Source organism: Citrobacter sp. RHBSTW-00029, from assembly GCF_014104295.1.
Lineage (GTDB): Bacteria > Pseudomonadota > Gammaproteobacteria > Enterobacterales > Enterobacteriaceae > Citrobacter > Citrobacter youngae.
Window position 1 is genome coordinate 99,801 of the sequence record NZ_JABXRT010000002.1, and the last position, 16,195, is coordinate 115,995.

The window sequence follows — 16,195 nt, forward strand, 5'->3', positions numbered from 1 at the left end:
GACAGCCGCACGGAGAGGCAGCGGCAAAATATAAGTATGCCCTCGTTTTGCCGTTGGCGGTTTTACCGCCCAACACCAATCAAACGAATTAAGTGTGGATACCGTCTTATGGAGCAAAACCCGCAGTCACAGCTGAAGCTTCTTGTCCAACGTGGTAAGGAGCAAGGCTATCTGACCTATGCCGAGGTCAATGACCATCTGCCGGAAGATATCGTCGATTCAGATCAAATCGAAGACATCATCCAAATGATCAATGACATGGGTATTCAGGTGATGGAAGAAGCACCTGATGCCGATGATCTGCTGCTTGCTGAAACCTCCAACAGCACCGATGAAGACGCGGAAGAAGCGGCTGCCCAGGTTCTGTCCAGCGTTGAGTCCGAAATCGGTCGTACAACTGACCCGGTCCGCATGTACATGCGTGAAATGGGTACCGTTGAACTGTTAACCCGCGAAGGCGAAATCGACATCGCTAAACGCATCGAAGACGGGATTAACCAGGTTCAATGCTCCGTTGCCGAATACCCGGAAGCTATCACCTACCTGCTTGAGCAGTACGATCGCGTTGAAGCTGAAGAAGCACGTCTTTCCGATCTGATCACTGGCTTTGTCGATCCAAACGCGGAAGAAGACATGGCGCCAACGGCGACCCACGTCGGTTCTGAACTCTCTCAGGAAGAGATGGATGACGATGAAGACGAAGATGAAGAAGATGGCGACGACGACAGCAGCGATGACGACAACAGCATCGACCCTGAGTTAGCGCGTGAAAAATTCGGTGAATTGCGTACTCAGTACGAAATCACCCGCGACACTATCAAAGCGAAAGGCCGCAGCCATGCAGCCGCGCAGGAAGAAATTCAGAAGCTGTCTGAAGTGTTCAAACAGTTCCGCCTGGTACCGAAGCAGTTCGACTACCTGGTAAACAGCATGCGCGTCATGATGGACCGCGTGCGTACTCAGGAACGTCTGATCATGAAGCTCTGCGTTGAGCAGTGCAAAATGCCGAAGAAAAACTTCATCACCCTGTTTACTGGCAACGAAACCAGCGAAACCTGGTTCAACGCGGCAATCGCGATGAACAAGCCGTGGTCTGAAAAACTGCACGATGTGGCAGATGACGTTCACCGCGGCCTGCAGAAACTGCAGCAGATTGAAGAAGAAACCGGCCTGACCATCGAGCAGGTTAAAGATATCAACCGTCGCATGTCCATCGGTGAAGCGAAAGCCCGCCGTGCGAAAAAAGAGATGGTTGAAGCGAACTTACGTCTGGTTATCTCTATCGCTAAAAAATACACCAACCGTGGCCTGCAGTTCCTGGATCTGATTCAGGAAGGTAACATCGGTCTGATGAAAGCGGTGGATAAGTTTGAATACCGTCGTGGTTACAAGTTCTCCACCTATGCAACCTGGTGGATCCGTCAGGCGATCACCCGTTCGATCGCAGATCAGGCGCGTACCATTCGTATCCCGGTGCATATGATTGAGACCATTAACAAGCTCAACCGTATCTCCCGTCAGATGCTGCAAGAGATGGGCCGCGAGCCGACGCCGGAAGAGCTGGCTGAACGCATGCTGATGCCAGAAGACAAGATCCGTAAAGTGCTGAAGATCGCTAAAGAGCCTATCTCCATGGAAACGCCGATCGGCGACGATGAAGATTCGCATCTGGGTGATTTCATCGAGGATACCACCCTCGAGCTGCCACTGGACTCTGCGACCACCGAGAGCCTGCGTGCCGCAACGCACGACGTTCTGGCTGGCCTGACCGCCCGTGAAGCGAAAGTTCTGCGTATGCGTTTCGGTATCGACATGAACACCGACCACACGCTGGAAGAAGTCGGTAAACAGTTCGATGTTACCCGTGAACGTATCCGTCAGATCGAAGCGAAGGCGCTGCGTAAACTGCGTCACCCGAGCCGCTCTGAAGTACTGCGTAGCTTCCTCGACGATTAATCTCGCCACATAAGCATAAACGCCACCGCAAGGTGGCGTTTTTCTTTATAGTCCCCGCCTGAGCAGGGCGTCGTTCACTTCCCGATACGCTTCCACCAGTTTATCCAGCGTGATCCGGCTTAACCCGCTGGGATTCGGCAATACCCATAATTGCGTCGCGCCAATGGTCAACGTCTGCTTCCCCCACTGCGCCCCACGCTGGCTAAGGCCCTGCTCAAAGGCCTGCTTACCGAGGATTGCGAGCGCGGCGGGCTGATACTCTTCTATTTTCTCAATGAGCAGACGACCGCCGCTACGCATCTCTTGTAGCTTCACTTCATTGGCTTGTACCGTTGGTCTGTCGACAAACTTAGTCACGCCGCAGCGGAAATCCAGCAGATGCTGTGCCTCTTCAGGTTTAAGCTGGCGATCGGTGAACCCCGCCTGATGGATAACCTTCCAGAAGCGATTCGCGGGATGCGCAAAGGGAAATCCTGTACCCGCAGAAGAGAGCCCCGGATTGATGCCGCAAAATACTACCCGCAGCCCCGGTGCCAGTATGTCCTTAACCATAATTACTCCGAACAATACATCAAGGGACAAGTATAACGGACTGAAAATACATTGTTTATAAAAACAGCATCCGTACGCTTATGTCTGGATTGCAACGCGGAGTTACTTTATAATCCACCGCCACGGCCCCTTAGCTCAGTGGTTAGAGCAGGCGACTCATAATCGCTTGGTCGCTGGTTCAAGTCCAGCAGGGGCCACCAAATTTCAAGGACTTGCGAGAAATCGCAGGTCCTTTTTGTTATGGGAAATATATTCAATTGTTGGCAAACCAATAATTGAGTAGTTCGGGATGTGTAATGGTCTCTGGGAACACGCCACGCGGGGAATAAGGTATATCATGCGATACGCCAGCCCATATCGCTGGCATGCCATTAGGACGCTACCATCAGAGATGGAAACGTCCGTTAGCGTGTTATTCGATAGTCAGCTCACACGAGTTCTTTGAGCTGCTCCTGCATATAGGTCGAAAAATACTCTGGATTCTTGATAAGGATACGGTTACCGGAGGCGACTTTTTCTGCCCATCCGGCTACTTTTTTCGTGAACTCAGGATTCCATCCCTCCTGCTCACCCCGTGCCATTACAACTTCCGGACTCGCTGGCACACCTAAGTCATGCAAATACTTTAGGATTCCCTTAGCGGTACTTTCATCCATTGAATGGGGTACTGACGCCGAAGTGTTCATACCACCAATAAAATCCAATGCTTTCTCAATTGCTGTTGGCATGCTCTTATCCTTAAAATTAACCACGTGAGAGACACATTTATACTATGTACCCAACTCCGCCGGGATATCAAAGAGAACGTTGCCTTTATTTGATTTACCCCGCAGCTAAACGCTTGCGGCGGCTGTTTTCTGCACGATTAATTCGCCATTCCGGCCAAAACCAGCCCGGTCGCCACCGCATTACGCGGCCCTTCGGTACCACGAATGTTGCCCTGTCCGGCGACAACCCCGTAATGTGCCAGCGCGTCGGTAATCATCTGTGGGATTTCGAAATCCAACGAGGAACCGCCCACCAGCACCACGAAAGAGATATCGCGAATGGATCCGCCGGGGGACACCTGGCGCAATGCACGCAGGCAGTTGGTCACAAAAACCTTCTCTTTGGCCTGACGTCGCACCAGACGAATTTTTTCCAGCGAAGTCTGGTTATCTACCGGGATCAACTCGCCATCTTTCAGATACACCACTTTGGCGAATACTGATGGGCTGAGCGGTTCGCGGAAAAACTCCACCGCACCGTTCTCATGACGAATACTGAACAGGCTCTCTACTTTCGCCAACGGGTATTTTTTTATTTCCTCGGCCAGAAACGGATCACTCAGACCCAGCTCCGTCTGAATCAACAGGCTGACCATATTACCCGCACCGGCCAGATGTACCGCCTTTACTGTCCCTTCTCTATTGATGATGGCTGCATCAGTGGAACCTGCGCCTAAATCGAGGATCGCCAGCGGTGCAGCACATCCAGGCGTCGTTAACGCACCTGTCACGGCCATATTGGCCTCTACCCCTCCTACTTCAACGGAGGTGTTTAATCGCGCGCTCAACTCGCTGGCAATAGCCTGCATTTGTAAACGATCGGATTTCACCATCGCCGCAATGCCGACAGCATTTTCCATCGAACACTCCCCGGCGATGCCGCCCTGCACCTTGCGCGGAATAAACGTATCAACCGCCAACAGATCCTGAATATGCACCGCGTTCATATCATGCCCAGTCAGCGAGGCCATCACCTTTCGCACTCGCTCTAGCATGCCGCCTGCGTGCGTACCAGCTTCCCCACCAATATCGCGCACGGGCGCGCAGGCGTTCATCGCCTGCATAATGGCCTGCGCACCTTGCGCTACGTCGGCTTCACCGCCGCGCTTTTCACCACGGATAAAGATCTTACCCGCCGGGATCACTCTTGATTGCACATCGCCCTGCGGGGTTTTTAGCACCACGGCGGAGCGGTTACCAATCAGCGCTCTGGCAATAGGGACGATGGTTTGTGTTTCCTCCGGCGTCAGGGCAAAGAAGGTAGCGATACCGTAAGGATTCGACAGCACCCGCACCACCTGTCCCGGGGCCGCCACTTCCACCGCCGCCAGCACACCTTCCGGCACCTTCTCCAGCAGGGTGACTTCATCAACCACCGGCATTGGCCGACGCAGGCGATTATTCACCAACACGCCATCATCTTTTTTCAGGATGGCCGCCACCACGTTGATTCCGCGATCCAGTGCCTCATTAATGAGCCAAACTGCCTCGAGAAAATCCATTGCCTCACCCACCAATGGGATCCAGCCCTGAGCAAATCGATCCTCACTCAATGCCGCCAGCTTCTCCACAGCAATGGTGGTTCCCATTCCCACGCCAACGCCGCCGGGCGTTTGTGGGTTATGCCCTATCATCGTTGATTCGGTAATGATGGTTTCCGTGATGGTTTCCATCGCCACATCGCCAATCACCGGTGCGGCTTCATTGATACAGATTTTCGCCACATCTTTAAGCGACCATGGCGTTTTTTCCAGCGCCTGCTGCAGGGAAGCGACCACCCCGGCAATATTGTCCCGCGTTCCTTTCATGCCCGTGGTCGCGACAATCCCGCTGGCGATAAACCGGTCATGCTGCGCCAACGCCACTTCCGTGGTGGCGTTGCCGATATCAATCCCTGCGATTAACGGCATATTCCCTCCGTCACTGGCTGCCTTTACGCAGCTTGTTTCTCTGCTGATACACCTCTGCCGACTCACGCACAAATCCGGCGTTCACCGTCGCGTGCCAGGTATGTTCCAGCTCATCAGCGATCGCCTGTAGCTCCGCGAATGAAGAGCGAAACGGACGTAGCGCGTTGTAGATTTCCAGAATGCGGGTATCCGGGATGGCAATCAGTTCCGCCGCCCGGCGGAAGTTGCGCGCCACGGCGTGACGTTGCATCTGTTCGGCAATCTGCGCCTGATACTCCAGCGTTTGCTGAGAAATACGCACATCCTGCGGCCCTACATGTCCCGCCAGCACATTCTCAAGGGTGATATCGGTTAGCGGTTTCCCGGTGGGGGTCAGGATTTTCTCCGGGCAGCGGGTAGCTAAAGGATAATCCTGCGCGGTCATGATGTTGTCGTTCATTGTCATTCCCTTACTAATGCAATATGCAGCGTGACAGGCGCAGCATCCTGCACCACATGCTTGGTTTCTTTAATGTGAAACAGCGCGGCTTTGGCCATAAATTTGGGGCGCACCATCTGGTCATTGACCACCGGAACCGGCGAGGGCGACTCTTTGCGTGCATAGCGCGCAGCGTTCTTTCCAATCTGGCGATAGGTTTCCAGCGTCAGCAGCGGGGCCTGAGAGAAGAGTTCAAGGTTACTCAGGGGCAGTAAATCACGCTGATGAATAACTGTGGTTCCCTTTGACTGGATACCAATCCCGATGCCGGAGCCACTGAGGTTCGCCGCATCCCACGCCATAAAAGAGACATCAGAGGTGCGCAGAATTCTCACCACTCGCGCATGCAGCCCCTCTTCTTCAATCCCTGCCACCAGCTCTTTCAGAATCGCGTTGTGCGGCATATCAATCAGGGTTTTATGCTGGTGCTTGCCAAAGGCCGGCCCGACGCCAATCACCACTTCATCAGCGCGATCGTCTGCTTTTGCCGCCTCGCCTTCACTGACCTGCAAGGTAAAAACGGGCTTACGTTCAGTTGTGCATTCCACGGTGTACCGCCTTATTCAATCGAGCTGGGCTGAACCACGCCCGCAATATTTTTAATTTCTGCCCAGCGTTCGGCACTGATGCGATAGCCGGTGCCGGGTCCCTGATAATCATTGATGTCATTCACGGCGCTGACCACGTCGAACTGACGATCCAGAATGGCCGATGTTTGCAGGTAATCACCGGTCACGCGCTGTCTCAACATATTGAGAATATTGCTGGCGATATCTTCAAATCCGCTACCGCTTAGCGCCCCGACGATATCCAGCCCGGTAATGTTGCGCTTCATCATCTCTTCCACTGCCGCCAGATCTTCCACCACATTGCGCGCAGGCATGTCTTTGCTGCCGTGAGCGTAGGTGGCAGCCTCCACTTCCTCATCACTGATAGTCGGCAGGCCCAGTTCGCGGAATACCGCCTGGATAGCCCGCGCCGCCTTGTTACGGATAGCGATGGTTTCTTCTTCGGTTACCGGGCGCAGGCCGCCGTCAACCATCAGGTCACGTTGCAGTATGTTGTAATCATCGAAGTCTTCAGCATCGAAGTTAGAACCGGCAAACATGTTGTCGTAATTGGGGACGGCGCTATAGCCAGAGAAGATAAAGTCGGTGCCGGGCAGCATCTGCATCAGGGTGCGGGCGGTACGGCGAATATCGGAGTGTGAGAAGGTCTGGTCATTAGCCGAGGCCACTTCAAGGTCGAGCATCGACGCAATCAGGTTTTCCGCCAGTACCGCGCGGATCCCCGACGGCACTGCGCCCGTCATCCCGATACAGCTAACCGCGCCGTTTTGCAGCCCCTGTACGCCCGCGCCTTTGGTGATAAAAATGCAGCGCGACTCCAGATACAGCATCGATTTACTTTCGGAATAGCCCATCAAGGCTTCCGAACCGGTACCGGAGGTGTAGCGCATCTTCAGGCCGCGGGACGCATAGGCCGAGGCGAGAAACGCTTTTGACCATGGCGTATCGTCGCCGTCAGTGAATACCGATTCCGTTCCGTAGACCGACACCGTTTCGGCGTAGCTGGTTAACCCACGCATTCCCAGCTCCAGCTCAGTAGCCTCTTCAACAGAACATTGTGTCAGTACGCCAGGGCGACCACACTGAGAACCGACCAACAGCGCAAGGGCGTTAAACGGCGCATAGCGGGCAATCCCGACCGTCGTTTCCTGCTCGGAAAAACCACGAATCCCCGCTTCAGCGGCATCGGCGGCAATCTGCACCGGATTATCTTTCAGGTTGGTCACGTGGCACTGGTTAGAGGGGGTGCGTCGGGCGCGCATTTTTTGCAGCGCCATCATCATCTCTACCACGTTCATTTTCGCCATCACCTCCACCGCTTTCGCCGGGGTAATAGCGGTGGTAATGGCAATAATCTCTTCCCGACTGACGTGGATATCCACCAGCATTCTGGCGATCTCCAGCGCGTCGAGCTGCATGGCGCGCTCGGCCTCAGCCACGTTAATGGCGTAGTCGGCAATGAAACGGTCGATCATGTCGAACTCGGCGCGGCTCTTACCGTCCAGCTCAACAATACGAGCATTTTCCACCTTCACCGACGACGCTGGATCGTAGGGACTTTCCATGGCGATCAGACCTTCTTCCGGCCATTCGCCAATAAGCCCATCCTGATTTACAGGGCGCTTCGCAAGAACTTCGAATCGTTTTGATCTTCTCATAGTTTATAGACTCAAAAGATAAAGAATAGGGACGCCAGGCTGTATCGCTGGTGCTCTATCCCCCCAGCAATCGCCTTTATCAGCAATAGCCGAACTTTAAATGAGCAGGCCGATAAAAAAATAAAATTAATTACGTTCCAATTTGATACATATTTAAATGTCAGCGTTTCATATTGAAACGGTCAACAGGAATATCCATAAAGAATTGTGACGCGCTTAAATGATCATTATCAACAAATGCCGAACGCAGGGAATTAAATTAATATTTTAGAAAAATCCACACTATTGACTTAATAACGCGTCGCGAGAAAATACAGAAAACCCAATGAGAAAAAATAGCTGTAGCGCGATATTTTTTGCGACCTCAGCCCTACAACCTTGTCAGGAGATACTGTGAATAAGAGCCAACAAATCGCCACCATTACGCTGGCGGCCGCAAAGAAAATGGCGACTGCCGTCGAGGCAAAAGCGATTGAAATCAACGTTCCGGTGGTCTTTTCCGTGGTCGACCACGGCGGAAACACGCTACTGATGCAGCGCATGGACGAGGCGTTTGTCACCAGTTGTGATATTTCTCTCAATAAAGCCTGGACCGCCTGCTGTCTGCGGCAGGGCACCCATGAAATTACCGATGCAGTACAACCAGGTGCTTCTCTATATGGTTTACAGCTCACCAACCAACAGCGAATCGTTATTTTTGGTGGCGGTTTACCTGTTGTATTTGACGGTCAATTAATTGGTGCCGTCGGCGTTAGCGGCGGTACTGTGGAACAAGATAGATTATTGGCTGAGACCGCATTGAATTGTTTCTCTGAATTATAATTTAAATCTAAGAAGGTATATTATGAGCTATCGTATGTTTGATTACCTTGTGCCGAATGTTAACTTCTTTGGCCCCAATGCTATTTCCGTTGTCGGCGAACGCTGCAAACTGTTAGGCGGTAAAAAAGCGCTGCTGGTTACTGATAAAGGTCTGCGGGCCATTAAAGACGGCGCGGTAGATAAAACTCTCGCCCATCTGCGTGAAGCCGGTATTGAGGTGGTGGTTTTTGACGGCGTAGAACCTAACCCCAAAGACACCAACGTGCGCGACGGTCTGGAAGTCTTTCGCAAAGAGCATTGCGATATCATCGTTACCGTCGGTGGCGGTAGCCCGCATGACTGCGGCAAAGGCATCGGTATCGCAGCAACTCACGAAGGCGATCTCTACAGCTATGCCGGGATTGAAACCCTGACCAACCCGCTGCCGCCGATCGTTGCGGTGAATACCACTGCCGGTACCGCCAGCGAAGTCACCCGCCACTGTGTGCTGACCAATACCAAGACTAAAGTGAAGTTTGTGATTGTCAGTTGGCGCAACCTGCCGTCGGTCTCCATTAACGATCCGCTGCTGATGCTCGGCAAACCCGCCCCGCTGACCGCCGCGACCGGTATGGACGCCCTGACCCACGCCGTGGAAGCCTATATTTCCAAAGATGCCAACCCGGTCACCGACGCTGCCGCTATTCAGGCTATTCGCCTGATCGCACGCAACTTGCGTCAGGCCGTAGCGCTGGGCAGCAACCTGAAAGCTCGCGAGAACATGGCCTACGCCTCTCTGCTGGCGGGTATGGCTTTCAACAACGCCAACCTCGGCTACGTTCATGCGATGGCACACCAGCTCGGTGGTCTGTACGACATGCCGCACGGCGTGGCGAATGCCGTACTGCTGCCGCACGTGGCGCGCTATAACCTGATCGCTAACCCGGAAAAATTTGCCGATATCGCTGAGTTTATGGGCGAAAACACTGACGGACTTTCCACCATGGATGCCGCCGAACTGGCCATTCACGCCATTGCCCGTCTCTCCGCTGACATCGGCATTCCGCAGCATCTGCGCGATCTGGGCGTTAAAGAAGCTGATTTCCCGTACATGGCGGAAATGGCGCTGAAGGACGGCAACGCCTTCTCTAACCCGCGCAAAGGGAACGAGAAAGAAATTGCCGAGATTTTCCGTCAGGCATTCTGATAGTACAGGGGGCGCAATGTCACTTTCATCACCGGGCGTACATCTGTTTTATCACTCACGCTGGCAGGATACTCGCGTGCTTGATGAGCTGTGCTGGGGACTGGAAGAGCAAGGCGTCCCTTGCCGGGCAATCTGTTGCGACGAGCATGACTGCGCACTGGCATTGAGCAAACTTGCGGCCAAAAGCTCAACGCTACGTGTCGGTCTGGGTCTTAACGCCACGGGTGATATTGCTTTAACCCACGCCCAGTTGCCCGAGGATCGGGCGCTGATCCGTGGTCATATCCGCGCCGGAATTGCGCAGATCCGCACGCTTGGCGCCAATGCCGGTCAACTGGTCAAAGTGCTTCCCTTCAGCGAGATAAAATAAATGTACCGCATCTACACCCGAACCGGCGATAAAGGCACGACCGCACTGTTTGGCGGCAGCCGTATCGACAAAGACGACATCCGCGTTGAGGCCTATGGCACGGTGGATGAACTGATTTCCCAACTTGGCGTCTGCTATGCCAGCACGCGTCAGGCCGGGCTACGCCAGGATCTGCACGCCATACAGAAAATGCTGTTTGTACTGGGTGCGGAACTCGCCAGCGATGAGAAAGGACTCGCTCGCTTACAACAGCGTATTGGTGAAGAGGATACTCAGGCGCTGGAGCAGCTTATTGACCGCAATATGGCGCAAAGTGGCCCGCTCAAAGAGTTTGTTATTCCGGGGAAAAATCTCGCATCGGCACAGCTACACGTTGCGCGAACCCTGACGCGCCGACTGGAACGGGTGCTCATCGCGATGAGCAGATCGCTAACGTTACGCGATGAACTCAGGCGTTATATCAACCGACTGTCAGACGCGCTGTTCTCGATGGCGAGAATTGAAGAAACTAGTCCAGATGCTTGCGCTTAAACTGGCTGGCATCAATGTCGTACTGCTTCATCTTGCGCCACAAGGTAGTGCGACCGATATTCAACAGTTGCGACATCTCCTGTACGCGTCCGCTGGTGACGCGGGCAGCATGGATAATCGCCTCTTTTTCGATAGCGGTAAACGTCAGACTGGCAGGCAGCAGTGAAGATGCCGTCTCCAGACCCGGACGTTCGGCAAACAAATAATCCGGTAGATTGCTCAGTCGAATATGGCCGTTATCACTGCTGATGGCGATGTTTTCGATAATGCTGTTCAGCTCAAAGTCATTGCCCGGCCACGAGTAGGCCACCAGTTGCGCCAGCGCGTCATCGTCCAGCTTCAGGCTGGATGAAAAGCGTTTTTTCAGGCTATTTAAGCGTGTATGAATCAGCGCCGGAATGCTGTTACGCCGTGCCCGCAGCGGTGGAATAACAATTTCAAAGGAGTGTAACGCGTAATACAGTTGGCGGCTAAAGCGGTTTTGCTCCACCAGGTTGGCGAGATCAACCGTGGTAGTAGCAATCACTTTGACATCTACCGGGATCAGGCGGCGGGCATCAAGGCGGGTCAATACGCCCTGCTTGATAACCTGCAACAACGCGGATTGCAACTCTGGTGCCAGATACTCAATTTTTTCCAGAAACAGCGTACCGCCGTTCGCCAGTTCAAGGCGGCTCAGCCGACCGTTTTCATCATCGGTTGGCGCACTGCCCATAAAATCCTGCCCCAACACGCTGTTGGCATACAGTTGGCAGTTCACGGCGATATACGGCCCGCTGGCACGTTCACTTTCATTGTGAATAGCCTGGCTCAATAGCTCTTTACCCACTCCCTCTTCACCACACAACAGAATAGGGAAACTCCCTCTCGCCGCCTGGCGACCAAAATGGATCAGCCGACGGGTTTCCGGGTCATCCGTCGACATCTGTTCAAAGGTGTGGCTGACTTTTCCGAGCTGGCTGGTCATCAGTTGGCGCATTTGTTCGACCGGGTGCAGCAGCAGAATAAAGCTGTTGCCCTGCTCTTCAACAATCGGCTTCAGGGTAATGACGGCATCAACAAACTGATGCTGACTTTCAAAGGTGACTTCGACGTGATTCAGGCCGCGGGCATGTTTGATCGCCCGGCGCAGCAGCATGGGCAGATTGAGCAAGTCATTAATGTTTTTACCCTGGCTGGCCTGTGCATCCAGATGTAAAAGCAAAGCGGCACGGGCATTAAGAAATTGCAGAACGCCCTGCTCGTTCCACGCCATCACGCCATCATCCATGCTTTCCAGCAGTCCGTACATCTGATTCAGATGGCGGTTAGATTCGGCCAGCAGGCTATCAGTCAGCAAAGAGTTGCCGACTTCTCTGGCGATCGCCAGCGTCAGGGATAAATCAGAAACGCACTCATGCTCTACCAGGCAGCACAAGGAAATAGAGCCAAACAGTCGACCATGGTTATCGAAGACCGGCGTCGAGCAGAACGACCACGGATGCAGCGCCTGCTTAAAATGCTGATCGCCAGAGGTTTTTGTCGGCTGCCCTGGCATCGTTGCCAGCGATAGCGCACAACTGCCGATAATGCTTTCCGCGCAGTAGCTACCGTCACGAAAGCCAAGTTCCGCCAGCTGTTCCACCGTCTGCGGATCGCCGCACCGGCTGAGAATACAAGCCGATTCATCCAGAATCAGCAGTGCGCACGGACGTCCATCCATAAACTCCCAGGCATCTTCCAGCGCAGCCTGTCCAATCGTCAGTAGCGCAGTCTTACGGCGACAAATCGACGCAAAAGTCAGTCCCTGTGCCTGATGCGGTGCCTGCCAGGTTTCCCGCTGCATAAACTTGCTGCAACGATGCCATGACTGAGCAATGACCGAAGAGACTTCCTTCCCGATGCCATGAGTGTGCGCCGTCATATCCATTTCCGCTGTTTTACCATAGACAACCCCTCCGGCAGAGACTGCCAGAGGGGGAGAAGATGCCAAATAAAAGGCTTACCGACGTCTGATTAACGTGCCAGCCACTGCTGTCCCAGCAGGTCTGCCGTCAGAATAGCGGCATGGACGCTTTCAGGCGTCACCGGGAACGGCATATTGTGAATGGTTTCACCTTCCGCGCAGGTGGCTTTCGCAACGGCCATAATCTTAGCGTCGATGCCGTCTTTCACGCCCATTTGCGCCAGCGTTACCGGCAGATCTACTTTCTGGCAGAAATTCAGCACCGTTTCGATCTCTTCCATCGGGCTGTTCTGCAGCACCAGTTGCGCCAGCGTACCAAACGCCACTTTTTCACCGTGGTACAAATGGTGACACTCTTCCAGAATGGTGAAGCCATTATGGATGGCGTGTGCACCCGCAAGACCACTGCTTTCAAAGCCGATTCCGCTGAGATAGGTATTCGCTTCCACGATACGTTCCAGAGCATCGGTCACCACGCCAGCTTGCGCCGCCAGACGAGCCTTTTCACCTTCTGCCAGCAACGTATCATAGCACAAGCGCGCCAGGCTCAGGGCCGCCGCCGTGGACTGTCCTCCCGCCATGCTGGTCGCTCTGGCATCAAAACACGCTTTTGCTTCAAACCAGGTCGAGAGCGCATCGCCCATCCCGGCTACCAGCAGACGTACCGGCGCTTTGGCGATAATTGCCGTATCCATGACAACCATATCCGGGTTTTTCGGGTAGATCAGATATTCTTCGAACTCACCGGCTTCGGTATAGATAACAGACAGCGCACTGGTTGGCGCATCAGTTGAGGCGATAGTTGGGATCACCACCACCGGCAGTTTCTGGTAGTAACCGATCGCTTTGGCTGTATCCAGCGTTTTCCCACCGCCAATCCCAACCACACCACGGCAACCGTGCTGCTTCAGAATGGCAATCAGGCGATTAATTTCAACATGGCTGCATTCGCCATTGAAGCGTTCCGCGTGGCAACTAATACCGTGGCTGTGCAGGCCATTGAGTACTTTGTCTCCCGCCAGTTTCATGACGAAGTCATCTGCAATCACGAAAAAGCTGTCTGCCAGATTTTTAGCGTATTGACCAAATAAGGTAGAAGCGTCAGGACCCTGGAGATATTTGGCTGGAGATTGAATAACTTTTAGCATTCCTTTCATCCTCAAATAAGTACATGTTTTTACATGGTGAGCCCTGGCGTTAACCTGTTTAGCCTATTGCGAACGGCGAAAACGGGAGACCGGAGCGATGCAATAACTGTATGGCGAGGCGGGAACAAAAAAATCATTCGTCTTTTTGTTCTGATATGAAACAGATAAAAATGACATGCGTTCCATATTGAAACGGTTAACCCTGAAAATACTAAGGTTTGCGATCCCGATCCGTTCATTTTCCGACAAATCCTTGCAGAACGCGAAAATCAAATTCCCTTTGCCCCTCTCTGACGCCGTTAAAAGCAGTAACAAAACGTTTACTGTGCGGTGTGGCCAGCACTGAAAAGGCGATAAAAAAGTCGCGCGGGCTCGCATTGTGATCGTTCATCTCACAAATGCGTTCCATTACGGAACAAAAAATAACAATTACGTTCCGTAATGAAACCAATTTTGCCGCTGTTTTTTTCCACGCTGACTCCGCCAGAATCTCCCCATCGCCTCCGCACCATGACAATGCATTCGGGGGTTTGTCTTACACTCAACCTCGAGGAGCCGTTATGTCTCAATTCTTTTTTAATCAGCGTACCCAACTCGTTAACGACGTCATCGACGGTACGATTATCACCAGTCCGTGGAACAATCTGGCGCGTCTGGAAAGCGATCCGGCTATTCGCATCGTGGTACGTCGCGATCTCAACAAAGATAACGTGGCGGTCATTTCTGGCGGCGGTTCGGGACACGAACCTGCGCACGTTGGTTTTATCGGTAAAGGCATGCTCACCGCTGCGGTCTGTGGCGACGTGTTTGCGTCCCCGAGCGTAGATGCAGTGCTGACCGCAATCCAGGCGGTAACTGGCGAGGCAGGCTGTCTGTTGATCGTTAAAAATTACACCGGCGATCGTCTTAACTTCGGCCTCGCCGCCGAAAAAGCACGCCGCCTTGGCTATAACGTCGAAATGCTGATTGTCGGCGACGATATCTCCCTGCCGGATAACAAGCATCCTCGCGGGATTGCGGGCACTATCCTGGTTCATAAAGTGGCAGGCTATTTCGCTGAACGCGGCTACAACCTCGCTACCGTCCTGCGTGAAGCGCAGTATGCAGCAAGTAACACCTTCAGCCTGGGCGTCGCCATTTCCAGTTGTCACCTGCCGCAGGAAACCGACGCCGCACCGCGCCATCATGCGGGCCATGCTGAACTGGGCATGGGCATTCACGGCGAACCAGGTGCTTCGGTTATCGACACGCAAAACAGTGCGCAGGTGGTGAATTTGATGGTGGATAAACTGCTGGCGGCACTGCCCGAAACCGGCCGTCTGACAGTAATGATTAATAACCTGGGCGGCGTGTCCGTTGCTGAAATGGCTATTATCACTCGGGAACTGGCAAACAGCCCACTGCATCCGCGTATCGACTGGCTGATTGGCCCGGCCTCGCTGGTCACCGCCCTGGATATGAAAGGTTTCTCGCTGACCGCCATCGTACTGGAAGAGAGCATCGAAAAAGCACTGTTAACCGAAGTAGAAACCAGCAGCTGGCCAACCCCGGTCCCACCACGCGAAATCAACTGTGTGCCGTCATCGCAGCGCAGCGCGCGTGTCGAATTTCAGCCCTCAGCCAACACGCTGGTTGCCGGGATTATTGAGCAGGTCACCGGAACGCTTTCCGATCTGGAAACACACCTCAACGCGCTGGATGCCAAAGTAGGCGATGGTGATACGGGTTCAACTTTTGCCGCTGGTGCACGTGAAATCGCTGACCTGCTGCATCGTCAGCGACTGCCACTGGATAACCTTGCCACGCTGTTCGCCCTGATCGGCGAACGCCTGACCGTGGTGATGGGCGGGTCCAGCGGCGTACTGATGTCCATCTTCTTTACCGCCGCCGGGCAGAAACTCGAACAAGGGGCTAACGTTGCCGAGGCGCTGAATACGGGCCTGGCGCAGATGAAGTTCTACGGTGGTGCAGACGAAGGTGACCGTACGATGATTGACGCGCTGCAACCCGCACTGACGTCTCTGCTGGCACAACCGCAAAACCTGCAAGCCGCTTTTGACGCCGCACAGGCAGGCGCAGAACGTACCTGTCTGTCGAGCAAAGCCAATGCGGGCCGCGCATCGTATCTCAGCGGCGAAAGCCTGCTGGGCAATATGGACCCCGGCGCGCACGCCGTCGCAATGGTGTTTAAAGCACTGGCAGAGAGTGAGTTGGGATAAGCCATAAGTGCCTGATGCGCTGCGCTTATCAGGCCTACGAGTGCAAAGCTTTGTAGGCCGGATAAGGCAACGCTGACATCCGGC

Annotated in this window: 14 protein-coding genes and 1 tRNA gene; 7 read left to right on the forward strand and 8 right to left on the reverse strand. The window is 53.8% G+C overall.

Annotation, left to right across the window (positions count from 1 at the left end):
* Positions 1 to 108: 108 nt before the first annotated feature.
* A complete protein-coding gene (gene rpoD, locus HV041_RS23545; RefSeq protein ID WP_003024699.1) occupies positions 109 to 1,956 on the forward strand; it encodes an RNA polymerase sigma factor RpoD in 1,848 nt (615 codons plus the stop codon).
* Positions 1,957 to 2,001: 45 nt separating this feature from the next.
* On the opposite strand, the gene mug is transcribed toward rpoD, so the two are convergent.
* On the reverse strand, positions 2,002 to 2,508 hold the full coding sequence (mug, locus tag HV041_RS23550; protein ID WP_048213266.1) for a G/U mismatch-specific DNA glycosylase: 507 nt from the start codon (positions 2,506 to 2,508) through the stop codon (positions 2,002 to 2,004).
* Positions 2,509 to 2,632: 124 nt separating this feature from the next.
* On the opposite strand from mug, the gene HV041_RS23555 reads away from it, so the two are divergent.
* Positions 2,633 to 2,708 (forward strand) — tRNA-Ile (locus tag HV041_RS23555).
* Positions 2,709 to 2,936: 228 nt separating this feature from the next.
* On the opposite strand, the gene HV041_RS23560 is transcribed toward HV041_RS23555, so the two are convergent.
* The 5 genes from HV041_RS23560 to HV041_RS23580 form a co-directional block, all read right to left on the reverse strand.
* A complete protein-coding gene (locus HV041_RS23560; RefSeq protein WP_001573898.1) occupies positions 2,937 to 3,260 on the reverse strand; it encodes a DUF1889 family protein in 324 nt (107 codons plus the stop codon).
* Positions 3,261 to 3,373: 113 nt separating this feature from the next.
* Positions 3,374 to 5,185 (reverse strand): diol dehydratase reactivase subunit alpha, encoded by a 1,812-nt coding sequence (locus HV041_RS23565; protein ID WP_121585075.1) that lies wholly within the window; start codon positions 5,183 to 5,185, stop codon positions 3,374 to 3,376.
* A gap of 10 nt (positions 5,186 to 5,195) precedes the next feature.
* A complete protein-coding gene (locus tag HV041_RS23570; protein WP_005131409.1) occupies positions 5,196 to 5,624 on the reverse strand; it encodes a glycerol dehydratase small subunit DhaB3 in 429 nt (142 codons plus the stop codon).
* Between the two features lie 2 nt (positions 5,625 to 5,626).
* Positions 5,627 to 6,211 carry a propanediol/glycerol family dehydratase medium subunit gene (locus HV041_RS23575; protein ID WP_040230555.1) on the reverse strand — a complete coding sequence of 195 codons (585 nt, stop codon included), beginning with the start codon at positions 6,209 to 6,211 and terminating at the stop codon, positions 5,627 to 5,629.
* 11 nt (positions 6,212 to 6,222) lie between these two features.
* A complete protein-coding gene (locus tag HV041_RS23580) occupies positions 6,223 to 7,890 on the reverse strand; it encodes a propanediol/glycerol family dehydratase large subunit (protein WP_121585076.1) in 1,668 nt (555 codons plus the stop codon).
* Positions 7,891 to 8,283: 393 nt separating this feature from the next.
* Here HV041_RS23580 and HV041_RS23585 point away from each other — a divergent pair, with 393 nt between their 5' ends.
* Genes HV041_RS23585 through HV041_RS23600 form a run of 4 tightly spaced genes read left to right on the forward strand, consistent with a single transcriptional unit; the run spans position 8,284 to position 10,799 of the window.
* Positions 8,284 to 8,712, forward strand: a complete 429-nt coding sequence (locus tag HV041_RS23585; RefSeq protein ID WP_061068649.1) for a heme-binding protein — start codon at positions 8,284 to 8,286, stop codon at positions 8,710 to 8,712.
* 22 nt (positions 8,713 to 8,734) lie between these two features.
* Positions 8,735 to 9,898 carry a 1,3-propanediol dehydrogenase gene (gene dhaT / locus HV041_RS23590; protein WP_086504587.1) on the forward strand — a complete coding sequence of 388 codons (1,164 nt, stop codon included), beginning with the start codon at positions 8,735 to 8,737 and terminating at the stop codon, positions 9,896 to 9,898.
* A gap of 16 nt (positions 9,899 to 9,914) precedes the next feature.
* A complete protein-coding gene (locus HV041_RS23595) occupies positions 9,915 to 10,268 on the forward strand; it encodes a glycerol dehydratase reactivase beta/small subunit family protein (protein WP_079935255.1) in 354 nt (117 codons plus the stop codon).
* On the forward strand, positions 10,269 to 10,799 hold the full coding sequence (locus tag HV041_RS23600; protein ID WP_121585077.1) for a cob(I)yrinic acid a,c-diamide adenosyltransferase: 531 nt from the start codon (positions 10,269 to 10,271) through the stop codon (positions 10,797 to 10,799).
* On the opposite strand, the gene dhaR is transcribed toward HV041_RS23600, so the two are convergent.
* A complete protein-coding gene (gene dhaR / locus HV041_RS23605; protein WP_121585507.1) occupies positions 10,777 to 12,702 on the reverse strand; it encodes a dihydroxyacetone kinase operon transcriptional regulator DhaR in 1,926 nt (641 codons plus the stop codon). The two genes, HV041_RS23600 and dhaR, sit on opposite strands and share 23 nt — an antisense overlap.
* A 92-nt stretch (positions 12,703 to 12,794) precedes the next feature.
* Positions 12,795 to 13,892, reverse strand: coding sequence for a glycerol dehydrogenase (locus HV041_RS23610; protein WP_005131422.1), 1,098 nt, complete (start codon positions 13,890 to 13,892; stop codon positions 12,795 to 12,797).
* 560 nt (positions 13,893 to 14,452) lie between these two features.
* Between HV041_RS23610 and HV041_RS23615 the strand changes: the two genes are divergently transcribed.
* Positions 14,453 to 16,111 carry a glycerone kinase gene (locus HV041_RS23615; protein ID WP_121585078.1) on the forward strand — a complete coding sequence of 553 codons (1,659 nt, stop codon included), beginning with the start codon at positions 14,453 to 14,455 and terminating at the stop codon, positions 16,109 to 16,111.
* The last annotated feature ends 84 nt before the right edge of the window (positions 16,112 to 16,195 follow it).

Bases quoted from the DNA above. Each gene is read 5' to 3' on its own strand.
- rpoD (WP_003024699.1), top strand. From the start codon at position 109: ATGGAGCAAAACCCGCAGTCACAGCTGAAGCTTCTTGTCCAACGTGGT.
- mug (WP_048213266.1), bottom strand. From the start codon at position 2,508: ATGGTTAAGGACATACTGGCACCGGGGCTGCGGGTAGTATTTTGCGGC.
- HV041_RS23565 (WP_121585075.1), bottom strand. From the start codon at position 5,185: ATGCCGTTAATCGCAGGGATTGATATCGGCAACGCCACCACGGAAGTG.
- HV041_RS23570 (WP_005131409.1), bottom strand. From the start codon at position 5,624: ATGAACGACAACATCATGACCGCGCAGGATTATCCTTTAGCTACCCGC.
- HV041_RS23580 (WP_121585076.1), bottom strand. From the start codon at position 7,890: ATGAGAAGATCAAAACGATTCGAAGTTCTTGCGAAGCGCCCTGTAAAT.
- dhaT (WP_086504587.1), top strand. From the start codon at position 8,735: ATGAGCTATCGTATGTTTGATTACCTTGTGCCGAATGTTAACTTCTTT.
- HV041_RS23595 (WP_079935255.1), top strand. From the start codon at position 9,915: ATGTCACTTTCATCACCGGGCGTACATCTGTTTTATCACTCACGCTGG.
- HV041_RS23600 (WP_121585077.1), top strand. From the start codon at position 10,269: ATGTACCGCATCTACACCCGAACCGGCGATAAAGGCACGACCGCACTG.
- dhaR (WP_121585507.1), bottom strand. From the start codon at position 12,702: ATGACGGCGCACACTCATGGCATCGGGAAGGAAGTCTCTTCGGTCATT.
- HV041_RS23610 (WP_005131422.1), bottom strand. From the start codon at position 13,892: ATGCTAAAAGTTATTCAATCTCCAGCCAAATATCTCCAGGGTCCTGAC.
- HV041_RS23615 (WP_121585078.1), top strand. From the start codon at position 14,453: ATGTCTCAATTCTTTTTTAATCAGCGTACCCAACTCGTTAACGACGTC.